Below are 16914 nucleotides of genomic sequence, written 5' to 3'. Positions count from 1 at the left end.
GCCAAATCGCAAAAACTCGTGGTATGTGTGTCTGCAAAATTTGGCGATGGGATTCGCACGGAAACGCTATTGATATCGCAACGAGGTAACGAAACTCGGTGGTCGGCAATTCTTGGCGATGGGCGATTACGTCAGGAGTTAAGCGGAGCAATACAGTTTGGAGAGGGTGAATTCAGGCATTACTTGGAGAGTCTGAGGACCGACCTAGAAGCGCGCAGCGATTTGGGAGGAAGGTTGCATAGTGACGACATCGTCTTCGTTTTTTCGGCAATCGACGGAGACAATATGGCGTGGACGCTGCCTCTCAGGCTCTCCAACTTGGGGGATGGCCTCGAGTCAAGTAAGAAGATTCACGGATTGCTGCACTCGATTCATCAGGCAAAGAGCAATGGAATTGGATTCATGAATCACTTTCTATTGTCAGACTCTCCTACAGGGGCGCAAGCGACTGGTTATGCACCCGAACGTCGTGAGAGAAAGGGGAAGACGCTGAGATCAAAGAACTAGGCCGAGCACTTTGGACGAAGAAAAAGAGTCCAAAAAAATTGGTCAGGATAGATTGGCAGGATATATAATTTGATGGTCACTGTCTCTGAGCTCACGGCGGACGATTGACGTGAACGCAGGACCGAGCCAACGTCCGCCGCAATTAATGGCCGCATTGCCCTACCGATCGACCGACTGCGCACCAGGACGCGCAAAGAACGCCGAAGGCACGGCGGGTAGGATGCCCGTCGACTGAAACCCGTCGGTGACACGATGTCAGTCGGAGAACGATGGCAGGAAGCGGGAGCACAGTTTCAGGTTTCAAATTCCATGCTCCAAGTTGAAAGAGATGAACTTTGAAGTTGAACGAGGTGAGCGGGCCATCGTTCGCCGACCGGAGCGAGGGAGGGATCGACCGAGCGGAGCCGACGGTTGACGGAGGTGCTGACAGCGACCGAAGGATGAGGGCAGCGCCGAGCGCGAGCGAGCAGCACCGACGCCGAGGGCGGAGCCCGATAAGAACAGTGCGAGGCAGGAGGCCGAGCTCCATATCAAGAAGGGCGAAAGTGACCGCGTCCGAGCCCAAGCGAGGTAAGCCGGGAACGAGACGCTCGGTAAACCGTCATCCGACAGCTTGTCTTTTCGGCCAAAGCCCTCTGCGAATCTCCGACAGGCTCCTCGGCACTGATCCGCCAAGCCACTCGGCCGCTCTCGAACCGAGTCTCATCATCACGGCGAGACAATGGAGACCTGATGCGGTGTAAACTGATGCATCGTCTCCTATGGAACATTCAGACATTCAGTTCACGCGTGACCAAATTCAGCAATGAAACCGGCGAGATACTTCTCTGATTCAATAACCATCGGGGCGAACGAGTACTTGGTTGAAGTTCGCGAGGGCGTCGGTGAAAAGAAATATCTTTGCATTCAGAGGAACCCGTCAATGAACTCTAAAGTGGAGTCGATCGTCGTTTACGAGTCGTCTCTTCCAAAATTCCTCGATACGATCGTTCGGGCAGCTGGCGCAATCTACCATGACGTGCGTGCGCTCAACGACGCAGTCGAACAATCGAGTTACGAAGATCGAGTAAATCAGATACGCGAGCGTTACCCGAATGCCTATACAGCTTGGACCAAGGAGGAAGATCTTCACCTCAGCGAAAAACATCGTGATGGTAAGACGATCGACGAACTGGCGGTGATCTTTCAGCGTCAGCCAAACGCTATTCGATCGCGACTGAAGAAACTCGCGTCCAATGAGTAAATTCGCCTATTGGATCGCGCAAGAGACCGCGTCCGAGCCTAAGCGAGGTAAGCCGGGAACGAGCCATTCGGTAAACCGTCAACCGACAGCTTGTCTGTTCGGCCAAAGCCCTCTGCGAATCTCCGACAGGCTCCCCGGCATTCATGGGCACACCACTCCCCGGGCGTCCGGGACTTCACGTCAAAAGCCGACCGCCCACTCTTCCCAATGTTTTTTGGCTCTCGCCGAGCCGGACTGACGCCGTCACCCGTGACCCTCCGGCGATCAGGCCGAGAGAAGGCGAGAGTCAAAAAACACTCACGTGCGATCGTTAACACCAAGTGCGTTGACTTTAACGATTGATGACGAAGCGGTTTTCTACTTTCGCCGCGGTTGGCGAGTTGCTCTGTTGACAACCAGGCGGAGCTGTCGCGTCATCGAGGTGGCCCACGCTCTCGGGCTCATTGAACTTGATCACCATCGCCACCGATCAAGGCCGCCGCCATCAGTGACAACCGAGAGACACGCAGCGCAGCCGGCCGGATCGCCAAGCCCACGCGACCCCGCCGGCATGGATCTTCCCCAAGGCGTCCGCGCGATCGCAACGCACCAACACAAGGTCACCCCCGATGGCTTCGACATTACCAGCCCTGGTCCAAAGCTACGTCGAATACCTGCAACGATCGGGGCACAAACGACGCATCGTCAACATCACCAGGCAGCAACTGGACTACTTCGTCACCTGGTGTCAAACGCAATCGATCACAGCCAACGACCAAATCAGCGACACAACCGCCGCTGACTATGTTGGTCACCTGCAAAACGAAGTTGACTTAATCAATGGTGCAGCGATTGGGATCCGCATCGTTCGTGAACGCGTCACAAAGCTTCGTCGCTTGTTTGAATGGCTTGCGCGAGAGACCAATTTCTCCAGTGACATCGCAGCGACGGTTCCCCCGATCGATAAACGCGGCAAGGCGAATCTGCCAAGCAACAGCCGCTATGACCAAAAGCTTCCGGCCTAGGACGCCAACCTTCCGGGGCCTGCAGTCAACCTGCCGGGTAGCATCCGGTAGGGTTCCGGTGCCGTCCGGCCCGCTTTCGATTGACGCAAGTCGTTCCCAGTCAAGCAGCTAACAACGATCCAACCCAACCGAACTCCAAAACGTGGCAAGCCACCCCCATTCAAACGCTCAAGAAACGACAACTACAACCAAAACCTCGACCCCCTTGTTCCAGACCTCAACCCCCTGAGCAAGCAAGCTCAACCCCGGCTCTGACGCTGCTCTTCTGCAGCTTCACCCCACCTCACGCAATCAGTAAGTCGTTGTGCGTTGGAGGCTTAACCGCTCTGGCATCGAAACCGGTGCCAAAACCTCGCAAGGCCCCCTCATTAAAAGCCTTGCCATAGCTGCATCACCACGGCCGTGATGCCGCCTTCTTCGGCCGTGGTGACGTTCACCCGGTCGCCTTCACCCTGATCGAGCACGCCCGGCTACCGGTGCGCGCCGATTGCAACCCCAGGATGCAAATCCATGTCAAACCTTCCTACTCCCACCGTCCTGCTGTCTCGTTACTTCAACCACCTCAAGATGAACAACTGGTCGGCCACGACCATCTCGCGCCGCGACTACGTCTTGAACAAGTTCATCACCTGGTCAAGCGAACGCGGCATCGAGTCCGTCACCGAGATCACGCCCGAGTCACTCGCAGCCTATCGTCGTTGGCTTTATCACTACCGCAACGAACGCACCGGCAAGTCGCTCAGGTTCTGTACTCAAGCAAGTTACTTGTCAACGGTCGCACACTGGCTCGCATGGCTGACCGAACAGGGTTGGATCAACAGCGATCCATCAACCGGCATCGAACTGCCCAAAGAAGAACAGCGTCTCCCATCATCGCACCTGACGATCGACGAAATCGAAACGCTACTCAGTTCAGTCGATCTCACCACGCCAACCGGTCTTCGCGACCGCGCGATATTGGAACTCTTTTATGCCACCGGCATGCGACGCGCCGAGTTGATCGCACTGAAGCTCGACGACATCAACCACGAGTCCGGTCTTGCGATGATCCGCCAAGGCAAGGGACGCAAGGATCGCGTGGTACCGACCGGCAAACGAGCACTCGGATGGCTGATGAAATACCTTCACGATGGTCGCCCCGCACTGCTCGACGACGATACGCAAGTGATCTTCCTAACGTCCCGCGGCAACGCGTTTCATCCGGTCACACTCAGCCAACTCGTCAGGAGCTACTTGAGCGCGGCGGGTATCACCAAGCCCGGCAGTTGTCACATGCTCCGCCACACCACAGCGACGTTGATGCTCGAAGGCGGCTCGGACCTGCGCTCGATCCAAACGTTACTCGGTCACGAGCAGCTCAACACCACCCAAATCTACACGCACGTGTCGATCAAACGCCTGCGCGAAGTCCACGACAAAACGCATCCGGGAGCCAAGGACCGCCCACCGCAAAGCGACACCGAATAGCCTGTCCATCAGTTACAATGGCGGGATGCTCTGCAAGCCAACATCCCGTCGTCGAACCCTTCAACGCCGTCTCGCGCGCCGCCGCGCGGGAGGCGTCAAGTCGTGCGCCGATTCAAAACAAATCCGTAGCTGCAAAACGCTTCGTCAACCAACCTGCTCGCCCGACAAATCACGCACTGAAAGCGACAAGTCATCAATCAAGTTGGCGTTTCGCTATCACGGCACCCAACAGTACAGCATCAACGCCCTGACGGATTCAAGTGGGACGATCAAGGAACGCTACGCCTACACGGCGTACGGCACACCTACGATCTACGATGCGGCAGGTACGATCCGTACGACCACTGCCGAAGGCAACCGGTACACCTACACCGGACGTGAGTACGACGACATCACCGACACTTACCACTACCGCGCCCGAATCTATCTTTCGCGTCTTGGCCGGTTTGGCTCCAGAGACCCAATCGGGTATGACGGAAGTCCGAATAATTTATACGAGTACGTTTCATCTGAGACATTGAATTCTCTCGATCCTACTGGAAAGATTGGGGTTATTGCTGGCTGTGCAATTGTAGGTACGGTGGGTCTCGTTGGATGTCTTGCAAAACACAGAGCATGGGACAACTCGAATGGTGCGAGAAATCCAACGGGGGCTGAACGCGCCTGCGTAAATAAGCTTTTCCGAGTGATGCCACGTAGGTCACTATGCGCTATGAACTACAAAATCGCGCGCAATGGTCCCTTGACGCTTTGTAATCACGTATGCCGTCTATTTGGGCAAAGAGGCAATCGTGTATACATGCCGCCGAATGCCGTTGCATGCAGCAGTTGCAACAATGCGATTCAGGGATTGTTGTCGATGATGCACGAGTGCGTTCACGTAAGGCAAACTTGCTTCGGCTCAGAAGAGTGTCGTGAGACGGAAGGCTATGGCATCTCACTTCTGCATCTGCACCAAGATCGAATAGCGATCTGTCAGCGGTTGAAGCAAGAAGGTCTGTGCCCATCATCGGAGGCTTGCCTTACGAATATCCAAAATGCACTACAGGGTGATGAGCTTGAGTTCATAAACTATTACGAAAAGTGCAAGGGACGCAAACCAAACCTGCCATGGTGATAACGTGAACAACCGAGGTGCCAATTACTCCGGCAAGTATGTGTTGCTGGTAACCCTAATTGTTTCTGTATGCCTGCTTTGTGTGCTAGCTTTCGTAAAGGATACGCAATCAGTTCCTCAAAAGCGGAATTTCGGGAACCTTCCTGGAAATGCACATAGTTCGACGGATGGACAGGGCGTCCAGTCAAGAAATTCAAACGAAAGCTCGGAACCGAACGCATCAAAGGGGACGGGGGTTGAATCCCGCCAATCAGCGGCGGACGAGTGATGTGATCACAGGACCGAGCCAACTTCCGCCGCAACGCTTGGCCGCGAAGCTATCCCAGTTGACCGGTCGGACACAGCTCGAGCGCAAAGAACGCCGAAGGCACGGCGGGTAGGATGCCCGTAGACTGAAACCCGTCGGTGACAGGATGTCAGTCGGAGAACGATGGCAGGGAAGCGGGGGAGCGGTTCTATGTTTCAAGTTCCAGGTTCCAAGTTGAAAGAGAAGAGTTGGAAGTTGGGAAGACCGAGCGGGCCATCGTTCGCCGACCGGAGTGAGGGAGGGATCGACCGAGCGGAGCCGACGGTTGACGGAGGTGGTGACAGCGACCGAAGGATGAGGGTAGCGCCGAGCGCGAGCGAGCAGCACCGACGCCGAGGGCGGAGCCCGATAAAGACAGTGCGAGGCAGGATGCCGAGCTCCTTATCAAGAGGGTGCATTCCCATTTAGTTGACGTTTTTGCTAGCAACCCGTCGGGGGCTTGGCTGCTGTTTCTGGATCCGGTGTTGACGGTATCTTGGGCGATTCAAGGATGATTTTCCACTCGCCTAGCAAGGATGCCGACGACAATGCAAGGACTAGACATGGGGCAAGAGAATGGTGAACGGATTGAGTCGGCCGAAGAAATGCTCGCGCTCTTTTACGCTCAGTTGGTTCCCAAAGTTACGCTCTGGAAACAACGGATCTCAGATCATCCCGAGCAACTCGCAACGCTGGAAAGAACCATCCATGATGCCTTTGCCCGCGGTGCGGACATGGTCGTCGCCGGGCTGATCTCCGCGACCATGATCGAAAAAGGTTTTGAAAAGGCATGCCAATCGAGTCGGGTCAACTTCTCAAGACCGCTTCAGAAAGGGCGCGAGACTAGGGTCGCCGTTCGTTTGCTCGGCGGCATGCTGTTCTGGGCCACAGCGCTCTACTGTGCCCCTAAGAAAAAGTTGCTTGGTCGAGACGATTCGCCCCGCGTCGGCTTGCATGTTTCGCTTGCTCAATTCGGGTTCGGCAAAGGCGTCTCGCCCGCGCTGGAGAGTCGCGTGGCACGCCAAGTGGCATTGTGTCCTTCGATCGAAGTGGCTCACCGAGAACTGGTTCGCGATGGTATCACACTTGATATCAAGGCGGTCAAACGGATCGCCTATCAATCTGGCGACGGCTTATTGCGCCTACGACGGCATCGGCTCAAACTGTTTCGGCAGGGCAAGTTGGCGAGCACCGGTGAATTGGCCGGGAAACGAGTGTCGGTGCAAATTGATGGCGGAAGAATGAAAATACGCGGCAAAATGCTACCTGCATCGACTTCCAATGCGTCAAGCGATGATGTCGCTCAGGGGCAAGCTGACTCGCCCGGGCGCTCGGCAAAGAAACCTGCACGCTCGTTTGAAGCGGACTGGCGGGAGCCTAAACTGATGACGATTTTTGTTCACGACGAGCAGGGGCGGATGGTGAAGGAGCATGAAGCGACGATCGACGGCACCCTGACTGGGCCCGACGCGATCGCCGAATTGGTTGCGATGCATCTGCATCGGCTCGGAGCCGCGGAGGCACATAGCGTGACGTTCGTCGCCGATGGCGCCCCCTGGATTTGGGATCGTATTGATCGCATCATTCAATATGCGGGACTCACGAGCGTCGTCACGCATCAGGTCTTGGACTGCTGCCATGCGGTGCATCACGTTTCCAAAGCGCTTGCTTCGCTTGGGCTCGACGCAGACGTCCGCCAGGGGCTTTATCGTCAGTACCGAACGCTGCTGCGAAACGGTCAATGGCGGCGAGTGGTTGATGAGCTCGCCGGCCTAGAACGCGTCGGAAAATCGGCCACAGAACTGGAAACAGAAATCCATTACCTTTGCCGACATGGTGAAGCGGGTCGGTTGAGTTACCCTGCCTATCGTCGCAGCGGAATCCCTTGTGGTAGCGGGGCGATCGAAAGCAGCATTCGCCGCGTGATCAATTTGCGTCTAAAGAGCAATGCAATGTTTTGGAAAAGCGAAAACGCGGAGCAGATGCTTCAAGTTCGCGCTCATCTGATTCCTAATCGTTGGGATGAATCAATCGGCGAGCTGGCCGAATTCCGTCGCACCCAGGCAAGCGACAGTTGGCACTGGGAGCCTCGTCCAATGAGCTGCAAAGTTGAAGCCACTGACCAACAACTCCTTTCGGCCGACGATTAACGTGATTTTTGCGTCAACTAAATGGGAATGCACCCTATCAAGAAGGGCGAAAGTGACCGCGTCCGAGCCCAAGCGAGGTAAGCCGGGAACGAGCCACTCGGTCAACCCTCAACCGACAGCTTGTCTGTTCGGCCAAAGCCCTTTGCGAATCTCCGACAGGCTCCCCGGCATTCATGGGCACACCACTCCCCGGGCGCCCGGGACTTCGCGTCAAAACCCGACCGCCCACTCTTCCCTACGTTTTTTGGCTTTCGCCGAGCCGGACTGACGCCGTCACCCGTGACCCTCCGGCGATCAGGCCGAGAGAAGGCGAGAGACAAAAAACACTCACGTGCGATCGTTAACACCAAGTGCGTAAACTTTAACGATTGATCCCGAAGTGGTTTTCTACTTTCGCGGCGGTTGGCTGATTCCGTCGCTTGACAGTGAGCGGAAGCTGTCGCGTCATGGAGGGCCGGCCGATCCGTGAGGCGTTGATCCACGCATCGCCTCTGCACCTTCAAGGCTCTCGGCTGCCAACGACAGCCGACAGGTGCGCAGCTTCCGCGGACCCGATCGGCAACCGCCGACACCTCTCCCCGCCAGCCTTTCCCAAAAACAAGCCTACAACCAAGGGCCGGGCCACCGGTCTGCGCGCATCCAACGGAGCCAACACGATGAACGATGACTTCCTGAACGCGATCCTCGATAACCCCATCAAGGCCATCGCAGAATTCTACGCAGGCTGCCTCAACGAAAACGACCGCGCGAAAGCTTACGTCAATGACGAACTGCACCTGACCAACGAACAGGCAACCGAGCAACAAATCGGATTCGCCGACCGCACACTTGGCAAGCAGATCCCACAGCGCCGCATCAAGCGCGGCCGCGAAGTCCGTGACGCGCTCGTCGCCGCCGGCCTTTACAAAGCCAACGGACGCGAAACCATGCGCGGTCGTGTGACCGTTCCGGTCGTCAACGACGAAGGAAACATCATCGGTCTGCGAGGTTACAAGATCGATGCGCACGCGAGTGGCGAAGACGTGATCACAGTCGGTCAATCCGAACCCGCCATCAGCCCCGCGACGCAAGTTCCGGTTGCCACGACGGAAGAACCAACCACGAAACAAACGAAGGACACGAAAACGGACGACAGTGACGAACTGATCATCGAAGACAACCAAATCATCTTCATCCGCGATGATCGACGCTATCGAATCCGCGGTCTTGAAAAGAATAAGTCGACGCTGACACTCAAAGTCAACCTGATGGCTTCGCGCGACGACCTCGTTCACATGGACACGCTTGATCTTGTGAAGGCGCGCTCACGAACCTCGTTCATCAAGGCTACGGCAACGGAACTCTACACCGATGCCGACATCATCAAAAAGGACATCGGCACGTTGCTGCTCAAACTCGAAGCGTTGCAGTCCGATCGCATCGCGGCGTTGAAACAACCGGCGCGCACCGAAGTCAAGCTCAGCGACGACGAGCAACGCGAAGCGTTGGCTCTGCTTCGCTCTCCCAACTTGCTTGAGCGGATCGTCGCCGACATGGATGCTTGCGGGATCGTTGGCGAGTCCACCAACAAGCTCGCCGGTTACCTGGCCGCGACCAGTCGCAAGCTTGCCAAACCACTGGCTATCGTGATTCAATCATCATCCAGTGCCGGCAAGACATCATTGATGGATGCGGTTCTTTCGATGATGCCGATCGAAGACGTCAACCGCTTCAGCGGCATGACCGGCCAGTCGTTGTTTTACCTCGACAGCGACAGCATCCGTCACAAGATCCTCGCCATCGCCGAAGACGAAGGCATCCGCCAAGCCAGCTACGCACTGAAGCTTCTCCAAAGCGAAGGCGAGCTGCGTCACGCCACCGTCGGCCGCGGCGAAGACGGACGCAGCCAAACCCAAGAACACCACGTCGAAGGCCCCACACAAATCTTCCTCACCACAACAGCCCTCGACATTGACGAAGAACTCATCAATCGATGCTTGGTGCTGACGGTCGATGAGTCACGCAACCAAACCGATGCGATTCAAAACATCCAACGCAATGCACGCGCAGCGGTGCTCAGCCAATCAAGCGAACTGAAACGATCGCTACGCAAGCTGCATCAAAACGCTCAGCGATTGATTCGTCCGCTCACGATCGTCAATCCCTACGCACCGCAACTGACCTTCGCCAACAACAAGACTCGGCTTCGTCGAGACCATGAAAAGTACCTCACGTTGATTGACACCATCGCGCTGTTGCATCAACATCAGCGAGAGGTTAAGCACTCGACGCTCAATGAGCGACAAGTCGAGTACATCGAAGTCACCAAGAACGACATCGCGGTTGCCAACGGGATCGCGGGTCTGGTGCTTGGTCGCAGCCTGGATGAACTGGCACCGCAAACACGGAATCTACTCGGCCTGCTCAACGGGTACGTCGGCGAAACCGCAAAAGCCAATTCCGTCCCGCGTGACGCTGTCCGCTTCACGCGCCGCGACATCCGCGAAGCAACGTCCATCGGCAACAGCCAACTGGGCATTCATCTAAATCGCCTCGTCGATCTGGAATATGTCCACGTCCACCGCGGACGCAAAGGCGGACGATACATTTACGAGTTGCTTTACAGCGGTGAAGGCCGCGAAGGCCAGCCGTTCATGATGGGCCTGATCGATCCCGGCAAACTCACTGAACCTGCACTTACAACCAAAACCTTCCGGGCTTCGCGATAACCTTCCGGGCTCGGCAGTCAACCTGCCGGGTGGCATCCGGCCTGGTTCCGGCGCCGTCCGGCCCGCTTCCGATTCACTTAACTCGTTGCACCGCAACGACCTAACCGCTCTGGCATCAAAACCGATGCCAAAACCTCGCAAGGCCCCCTCATTCGAAGCCTTGCCATAGCTGCATCGCCGCGGTGGTGATGCTGCCTTCTTCGGCCGAGTGACGTTCACCCGGTCGTTTTCACCTCGATCGAGCACGCCCGGCTACCGGTGCGCGCCGATCACAACCCCAGGATGCAAATCCATGTCAAACCTTCCCGCTCCCACCGTCCTACTGTCTCGATACTTCAACCACCTCAGGATGAACAACTGGTCGGCCACGACCATCTCGCGCCGCGACTACGTCTTGAACAAGTTCATCACCTGGTCTTCCGAACGCGGCATCGAGTCCGTCACCGAGATCACGCCCGAGTCACTCGCAGCCTATCGGCGTTGGCTCTATCACTACCGCAACGAACGCACCGGCAAGTCGCTCAAGTTCTGTACTCAAGCTTCCTACCTCTCAACGGTTGGTCACTGGCTCGCATGGCTGACCGAACAGGGTTGGATCAACAGCGATCCATCAACCGGCATCGAACTCCCAAAGGAAGAACAACGTCTTCCATCATCGCACCTCACGATCGATAAAATCGAAATGCTGCTCAGCTCGGTCGATCTCACCACACCAACGGGTCTTCGCGACCGCGCGCTGTTGGAGCTCTTTTATGCTACCGGGATGCGACGCGCCGAGTTGATCGCGCTGAAGCTCGACGACATCAACGACGAGTCCGGCCTTGCGATGATCCGTCAAGGCAAAGGACGCAAGGATCGAGTCGTGCCGACCGGCAAGCGAGCCCTTGGATGGCTGATGAAATACCTTCACGATGGTCGACCCGCACTGCTCGACGAAGACACCGACGTGATCTTCCTAACGTCCCGTGGCAACGCGTTCCATCCGGTCACGCTCAGCCAACTCGTCAGAGGCTACTTGACCGCGGCGGGCATCACGAAACCCGGCAGTTGCCACATGCTCCGCCACACCACAGCGACGTTGATGCTCGAAGGCGGTGCGGACCTGCGCTCGATTCAAACGCTCTTGGGTCACGAGCAACTCAACACGACGCAGATCTATACCCACGTGTCGATCAAACGTCTCCGCGAAGTCCACGACAAAACCCATCCGGGAGCCAAGGACCGACCGCCGCAAAGCGACACCGAATAGCCTGTCCATCAGTTACAATGGCGGGATGCTCTGCAAGCCATCATCCCGTCGCCGAACCCTTCAACGTCGTCTCGCGCGCCGCCGCGCGGGAGGCGTTAAGTCGTGCGCCGATTCAAAACGAATCCGTAGCTGCAAAACGCTTCGTCAACAAACCTGCTCGCCCGACAAATCACGCACTGAAAGTGACAAGTCAACTATCAAGTTCGCGTTTCGCTATCACGGCACCCAACAGTACAGCGTCACCGCGCTGACCGATTCGAGCGGGACGATTAAGGAACGGTATGCTTATGATGCGTACGGTGGGTTATCAATCTTCGATGGTAGTGGAACCGCGCGTACATCAACGGCGGAAGGTAACCGCTATACCTACACGGGCCGCGAGTACGACGACGTCCTTGACCTCTACCACTATCGCGCCCGCATGTACGATCCGATCGCGGGCCGGTTCTGCTCCAGAGATCCGATTGGGTATGCAGGACGCAGTCTGAGCCTGTACCTATTTGTGGGCTCAAACGCTTTGAAGTTTGTTGACCCGTTCGGGCTAAAAGGGACAGTCACACCTCCATCCACACCCGTTCCTTGGTGGCCAAGCACGCCGATCGCACCAAATCCAAATGGACCTCGACCTGGCCCAACGACAACTCCACTTCCATTGCCGGAGAATATTCCTCCGATGCCGCTTTTGCCGCCTGGTGTTCAGCTACCACCACTAATTCCTGGCACGCCAGAGTACAAAGAGTGGATCAAGAAGGCGTGGGAATTGCACCGGCGCCGGGGCTGGCGGGCATGCTCGCAAGACGAAGAGGAAGAGGATGATGGACCGGAAGACCCTCACCCCTACGACAAGAGGTTTCCAAGAAAGTGCTTTGATGACTTCATTATCGATGCGGACTATTGTGCGGAAGCGGAAGAAATCTGCATCGAAGTGACCGAGGATATTGAATTCTGTAGGGAAGACGTCTATGAGCCTTGTATGGATAATAAATTCAAAAAACTACGCAAGTGCAGCAATGATGAACCTGGCTTCGATCCACTAACCCCAGATCCCGAAAACTGGCCAGATCCTCCTAATGAAATATGGCCGGAATACCTATTTTAGCGATTCAACATCATCCGCGTGGCACTTGGGTTGTTGAAGGACACTCTGATGGCATCAAACAATTCAAATGACGAAAACTGCCAATCCGCCCTATTGCTCGTCAAGCGTGCAGTTGCTGAAAAACACAACGGTGCATTCTTGGATTCCGTTCAGAGCTTCTCAGAGTTCCTTGAGGTCATTGACTGGCAAGACCACCGACAAAAAGCGTACTGCCTCTCTTACGTTCCTATGGAACTGGTGGCTCTGGCAGCTCACACTACGGAAGCTGAAACACTGCTGTCCAAAACTGTTGAAAGTGCAATTGCCGGGTCTAAGAACGGCGATTTCAGGTTAGAGCACTTCCAACTTGCATCATTGATTTTCAGGCTCAGAAATTCGCCTCACGAACTCGCTGAGTTGTTCTATTCGTTTCCATACGGGGAATTCAAATGCGAAGCATACCAGCATGCACAATGGGCACTAGTCGCTGTTGCTGACTATGAGACCTGCGGGAAATTTCTAAGTATTGACGAGTCTCTGAAGACGGTGGAATCGAAAATTCAATTGCTCGAAGTGCAACCACCGAAACGCGAAATAGGCCAAACCTCCGGTCGGCGTTATCGGCTCTTGGTGAGTATTTTCCAGATCATTGCACTTCACGCAACTACCGGAAGGAGGGAGGAAGCAATGGACATTCGGGACCGACTTTACAGTAGCAACATACACTTGCGATCGCGTGAGAAAGAAACGCTGAACGCAGCTTTGCGTGGTGTTTTCCCGTCATGACATACAAATCTGCAGAGAGGCTCGCGTGGAAGCCAGACTCGTTTTTCGGTTTTCAGCCGAAATGACGAGCGGCGGACGATTGGCATGAACACAAAACCGAACCCACATCCGCCGCAATGGATGGCTCGCCAGCTTTACTACGCCTGGCGGACACGATGACCGCCTTTGTCTTCGGCACGATGCCGGGCCGTGCACCTTCGAGCATAAAAGAACGCCGTAGGCACGGCGGGTAGGATGCCCGTCGACTGAAACCCGTCGGGGACAGGATGTCCGTCGGAGAACGATGGCAGGAAGCGGGAAGGCAGAGAGGGAGACAAGGAGTGGTAGAGTGATGATGGTTGTGGAGTGAGGTAGCGTGCCATCGTTCGCCGACCGGAGTGAGGGAGGGATCGACCGAGCGGAGCCGACGGTTGACGGAGGTGGTGACAGCGACCGAAGGATGAGGGTAGCGCCGAGCGATAGCGAGCAGCACCGACGCCGAGGGCGGAGCCCGATAAGGACAGTGCGAGGCAGGATGCCGAGCTCGTTATCAAGAAGGGCGAGAGTGACCGCGTCCGAGCCTAAGCGAGGTAAGCCGGGAACGAGACGCTCGGTCAACCCTCAACCGACAGCTTGTCTGTTCGGCCAAAGCCCTATACGAATCACCGACAGGCTCCCCGGGCAACAATCCGCCAAGGCCGCTCGACCGGCAGCCAGACCAAGCCCGACGCCAACTTCTTCCCCTACGTTTTTTGCCTTTCGCCGAGCCGGACTGATGCCGTCACCGGTTCCCCGCGGTGGCAGTCCGAGAGAAGGCGAGAGGCGAAAAACGCGCTCGTGCGATCGTTAACAGCAAGTGCGTTGACTTTAACGGTTGATGGCGAAGCGTTTTTCTACTTTCGCAGCGGTTGGCCGATTGCCTTGTTGACACCGAGGCGAATCTGTCGCGTCATCAAGGTTCAGCCAACGCGCGGTGCGCCCGAACCGCTGGCAACCTGACCGGTCCAAGGCCGATCGATCCCAACGACCGCCTTGAGACACGCAGATTCGCCGCCACGTCTCGCTGCCCGCCGACTTCTCTCCCCACCGTTCTTTCCCTGACAAAAACAAACCCATTTGCAAGGGCCGGGCCACCGGTCTGCGCGGAACCAACGGAATTCAAACCATGAACGAGACCTTCATTCAACAAATGATCGAAGCGCCACTCGAAACAACCGCGCAGTACTTCGCCGATTGTTTACCACGACATCAAAAGGCAATCTCGTTTCTGAAAACGAACCACCTGATCGCCGGCGGTGATCTCAACGTCGGTTTCTCCGACCGGACACTCGGTAAGCTGTTGCCGGCCAATGCGACGCAAGCGTTCTATTTGCCCAGGTGTCGCTTCGTGGCGCGGGCTGCCGGCGACTGCTTTTCACCAATCCGAAGATTCGTTGGACGGGTGTGGCGTAGTGGCCGCAGTGGCTGTGTCGGCGTGTCAGCATTGTGGGATTGGTGACCAACGCAACGGCGCCGGAGACATTGATCGCCACCGCAGCCCAAAATCACGCTTTGTGTTTGTGGCCTAGGCCCACACATCCAAGTGATGCCGTGCCGCCGAAGACACCAGGCTATACATCGCCGCCGCCACTCGGCCTCCTCGGTTGGATCCAACGAACAACCAGTTTTTTCGACCGATTGTCAAGCGGCGAAGTTCGTTTTCAGTCGCGTTGTTGTCAATCGGGATCGCGCCGTCGCCGAGGAACACCGACAGCTCGTCCCACTGATTCAACGCATAACGAACCGCCTTGCCGATCGAGCTCTTCGGGAGCACTCGCCGATCACCGTTCATCTGCAGCAACCAGTCATGCAGATCGTTCATGATCGGCACTGACTCGTTCTGACGCAGTTCCAGACGCTCGGCCGCCGAAGCTTCTCGCGCGCGATCCTCAACCTTGTACAGGCCACGGTAAAACGCCAGCGCCCGCGCAGCGGCGACCGGGTCGTTCGGCCTGGCTTCGACGAACTTTCGACGCGCGTGCGCATTGCAGCACGCGGCAAAGATTTGATCTTGTGCTCCCAGGTAGACTCCGTCGTTGACTCCATAAGCATCAACCACCGCGTGGCCGTGAAAATCACGAAGGAATTTCGCCGGGCCGTCGCGCCTACGGCTTTCCGTGAAGTCGAACACGTTATACGGATGATCCTCATGGCCTCGATACAGCCAGAATCGTGCAGTCCGCATCTTGCCCGGGAAGCCGGGATCCTGCAGCCGAACCGACGTATCATCCACTCCCAGCACGTCGCCCGAAACGATTCGCGACTTCATCAGCTCCACCAACACACCGGCCAGTGTCGCGATATTCGCCAGCATCCCAAACTGTGTGTTGCGAGGGATCAGCATCCCGGCGCGGGCGAAGATGGACACCCGCCGATCACCAACGTGCAGATTCTGATCCCAATCATCGGCAAAAGCTTTGACGATGACAAAGCTTCGATTCTCGATGTCTTGGCGACCGATGATCACGGGCGGTTCATCGACATTGAAATTCAGACGACGCTGCCTGCAGGGCTCTCCGAGCGACTGACCTATTACGCCGCCAGCCAGTTGGTCGAACAACTCGGCGAGGGCGACAGCTACCGGGAATTGCGTCCCTCGATCGGAATCTGCATCCTTGATGCGATCCGGTTCCGCGAATCGTCCGCCTTGCATCTCGACTTCCAACTTCGATCTCCGAGCGGCGAATTGCTGACAGATTGCCTGCAAATCCACCTTTTAGAGTTGCCGAAGTACGATCCGGATGCGGATAATGGCGTGATCGCAGACCCGATCAAGCAGTGGATCCACTTCTTTCGATTTGCCGCAAGTTCCAGCCCCGAAGAATTGCGGCAACAACTACCCGATCTGGTCTTTTCCGAAGCGATAGGAGTACTGGAGATGATTGCCCGAAACCCAGAAGAAAAGCGTTTCTACGAATCGCGGTTAAAAATGCAGCGCGACGAACAGGCACGCCTGGAAGCGGCTGAGGAACGTGGAGAGGCCCGTGGAGAGGCCCGAGGTGAGGCAATCGGCCGGGTGCGAGTGCTTCAATCGCTTGCGGGCGTCGCAGAATCAACGATCGAAGACCTGCGAATGCATTCATCGAAGGAACTTGCGGCGATGGAAGTGGCGCTAAAACGTCAGCTTCGTGAGCGCAGCTAGAACTTTCTGCCGCAATCCACTCCTTGAAACGATGGCTGTTTCTCGCGCAACGTCAACACGCCCGAAAGACGTTCTTGCGAGCGGGATGAATCAGGGGACGCAATCCAATCAAGCGTCATGGTTGCACAACCAGCCTTCAAGCATGCAGGAAGTCCGGTA

General features: G+C 56.4%; 13 protein-coding genes. 12 read left to right on the top strand and 1 reads right to left on the bottom strand.

Translation table 11 applies throughout. The features are described 5' to 3' along the window. Positions 1-1312: 1312 nt before the first annotated feature. The 11 genes from Enr13x_RS20485 to Enr13x_RS20440 all read left to right on the top strand — a co-directional run bounded on the left by Enr13x_RS20485 (position 1313) and on the right by Enr13x_RS20440 (position 15072). On the top strand, positions 1313-1750 hold the full coding sequence (locus tag Enr13x_RS20485) for a hypothetical protein (RefSeq protein WP_145388785.1): 438 nt from the start codon (positions 1313-1315) through the stop codon (positions 1748-1750). 608 nt (positions 1751-2358) lie between these two features. Beyond that, a complete protein-coding gene (locus Enr13x_RS20480) occupies positions 2359-2754 on the top strand; it encodes a site-specific integrase (RefSeq protein WP_145388784.1) in 396 nt (131 codons plus the stop codon). A gap of 510 nt (positions 2755-3264) precedes the next feature. Further along, complete coding sequence (locus Enr13x_RS20475) at positions 3265-4221, top strand: tyrosine-type recombinase/integrase (RefSeq protein WP_145388783.1); 957 nt, start codon at positions 3265-3267, stop codon at positions 4219-4221. Between the two features lie 25 nt (positions 4222-4246). Continuing rightward, positions 4247-5338: an RHS repeat domain-containing protein gene (locus Enr13x_RS20470; RefSeq protein ID WP_145388782.1), complete on the top strand. Its 1092-nt coding sequence runs from the start codon at positions 4247-4249 to the stop codon at positions 5336-5338. A gap of 849 nt (positions 5339-6187) precedes the next feature. Further along, the gene (locus tag Enr13x_RS20465) at positions 6188-7774 is read left to right on the top strand and encodes a hypothetical protein (protein ID WP_145385934.1); all 1587 of its coding nucleotides are present in this window, start codon (positions 6188-6190) and stop codon (positions 7772-7774) included. A 656-nt stretch (positions 7775-8430) separates the two neighbouring features. Next, positions 8431-10482 carry a hypothetical protein gene (locus Enr13x_RS20460; protein WP_197455238.1) on the top strand — a complete coding sequence of 684 codons (2052 nt, stop codon included), beginning with the start codon at positions 8431-8433 and terminating at the stop codon, positions 10480-10482. 292 nt (positions 10483-10774) lie between these two features. Continuing rightward, positions 10775-11731, top strand: a complete 957-nt coding sequence (locus tag Enr13x_RS20455) for a tyrosine-type recombinase/integrase (protein ID WP_145388780.1) — start codon at positions 10775-10777, stop codon at positions 11729-11731. Between the two features lie 25 nt (positions 11732-11756). Continuing rightward, positions 11757-12830, top strand: a complete 1074-nt coding sequence (locus Enr13x_RS20450; protein WP_145388779.1) for an RHS repeat domain-containing protein — start codon at positions 11757-11759, stop codon at positions 12828-12830. Between the two features lie 48 nt (positions 12831-12878). Continuing rightward, a complete protein-coding gene (locus Enr13x_RS20445; protein ID WP_145388778.1) occupies positions 12879-13595 on the top strand; it encodes a hypothetical protein in 717 nt (238 codons plus the stop codon). A gap of 840 nt (positions 13596-14435) precedes the next feature. After that, positions 14436-14573: a hypothetical protein gene (locus Enr13x_RS38120; protein WP_197455237.1), complete on the top strand. Its 138-nt coding sequence runs from the start codon at positions 14436-14438 to the stop codon at positions 14571-14573. Positions 14574-14739: 166 nt separating this feature from the next. Then, the gene (locus Enr13x_RS20440) at positions 14740-15072 is read left to right on the top strand and encodes a hypothetical protein (protein ID WP_145388777.1); all 333 of its coding nucleotides are present in this window, start codon (positions 14740-14742) and stop codon (positions 15070-15072) included. Positions 15073-15138: 66 nt separating this feature from the next. Here Enr13x_RS20440 and tnpC read toward each other — a convergent pair whose 3' ends face one another. Continuing rightward, positions 15139-15981, bottom strand: coding sequence for an IS66 family transposase (gene tnpC / locus Enr13x_RS38115; RefSeq protein ID WP_197455236.1), 843 nt, complete (start codon positions 15979-15981; stop codon positions 15139-15141). A gap of 15 nt (positions 15982-15996) precedes the next feature. Between tnpC and Enr13x_RS20430 the strand changes: the two genes are divergently transcribed. Continuing rightward, positions 15997-16755: an Rpn family recombination-promoting nuclease/putative transposase gene (locus Enr13x_RS20430; protein WP_197455235.1), complete on the top strand. Its 759-nt coding sequence runs from the start codon at positions 15997-15999 to the stop codon at positions 16753-16755. Positions 16756-16914 lie beyond the last annotated feature (159 nt).

This window comes from Stieleria neptunia (genome assembly GCF_007754155.1).
In the GTDB taxonomy this organism is placed as follows: Bacteria; Planctomycetota; Planctomycetia; order Pirellulales; family Pirellulaceae; genus Stieleria; species Stieleria neptunia.
This window is presented reverse-complemented; position numbering and strand designations above follow the sequence as displayed.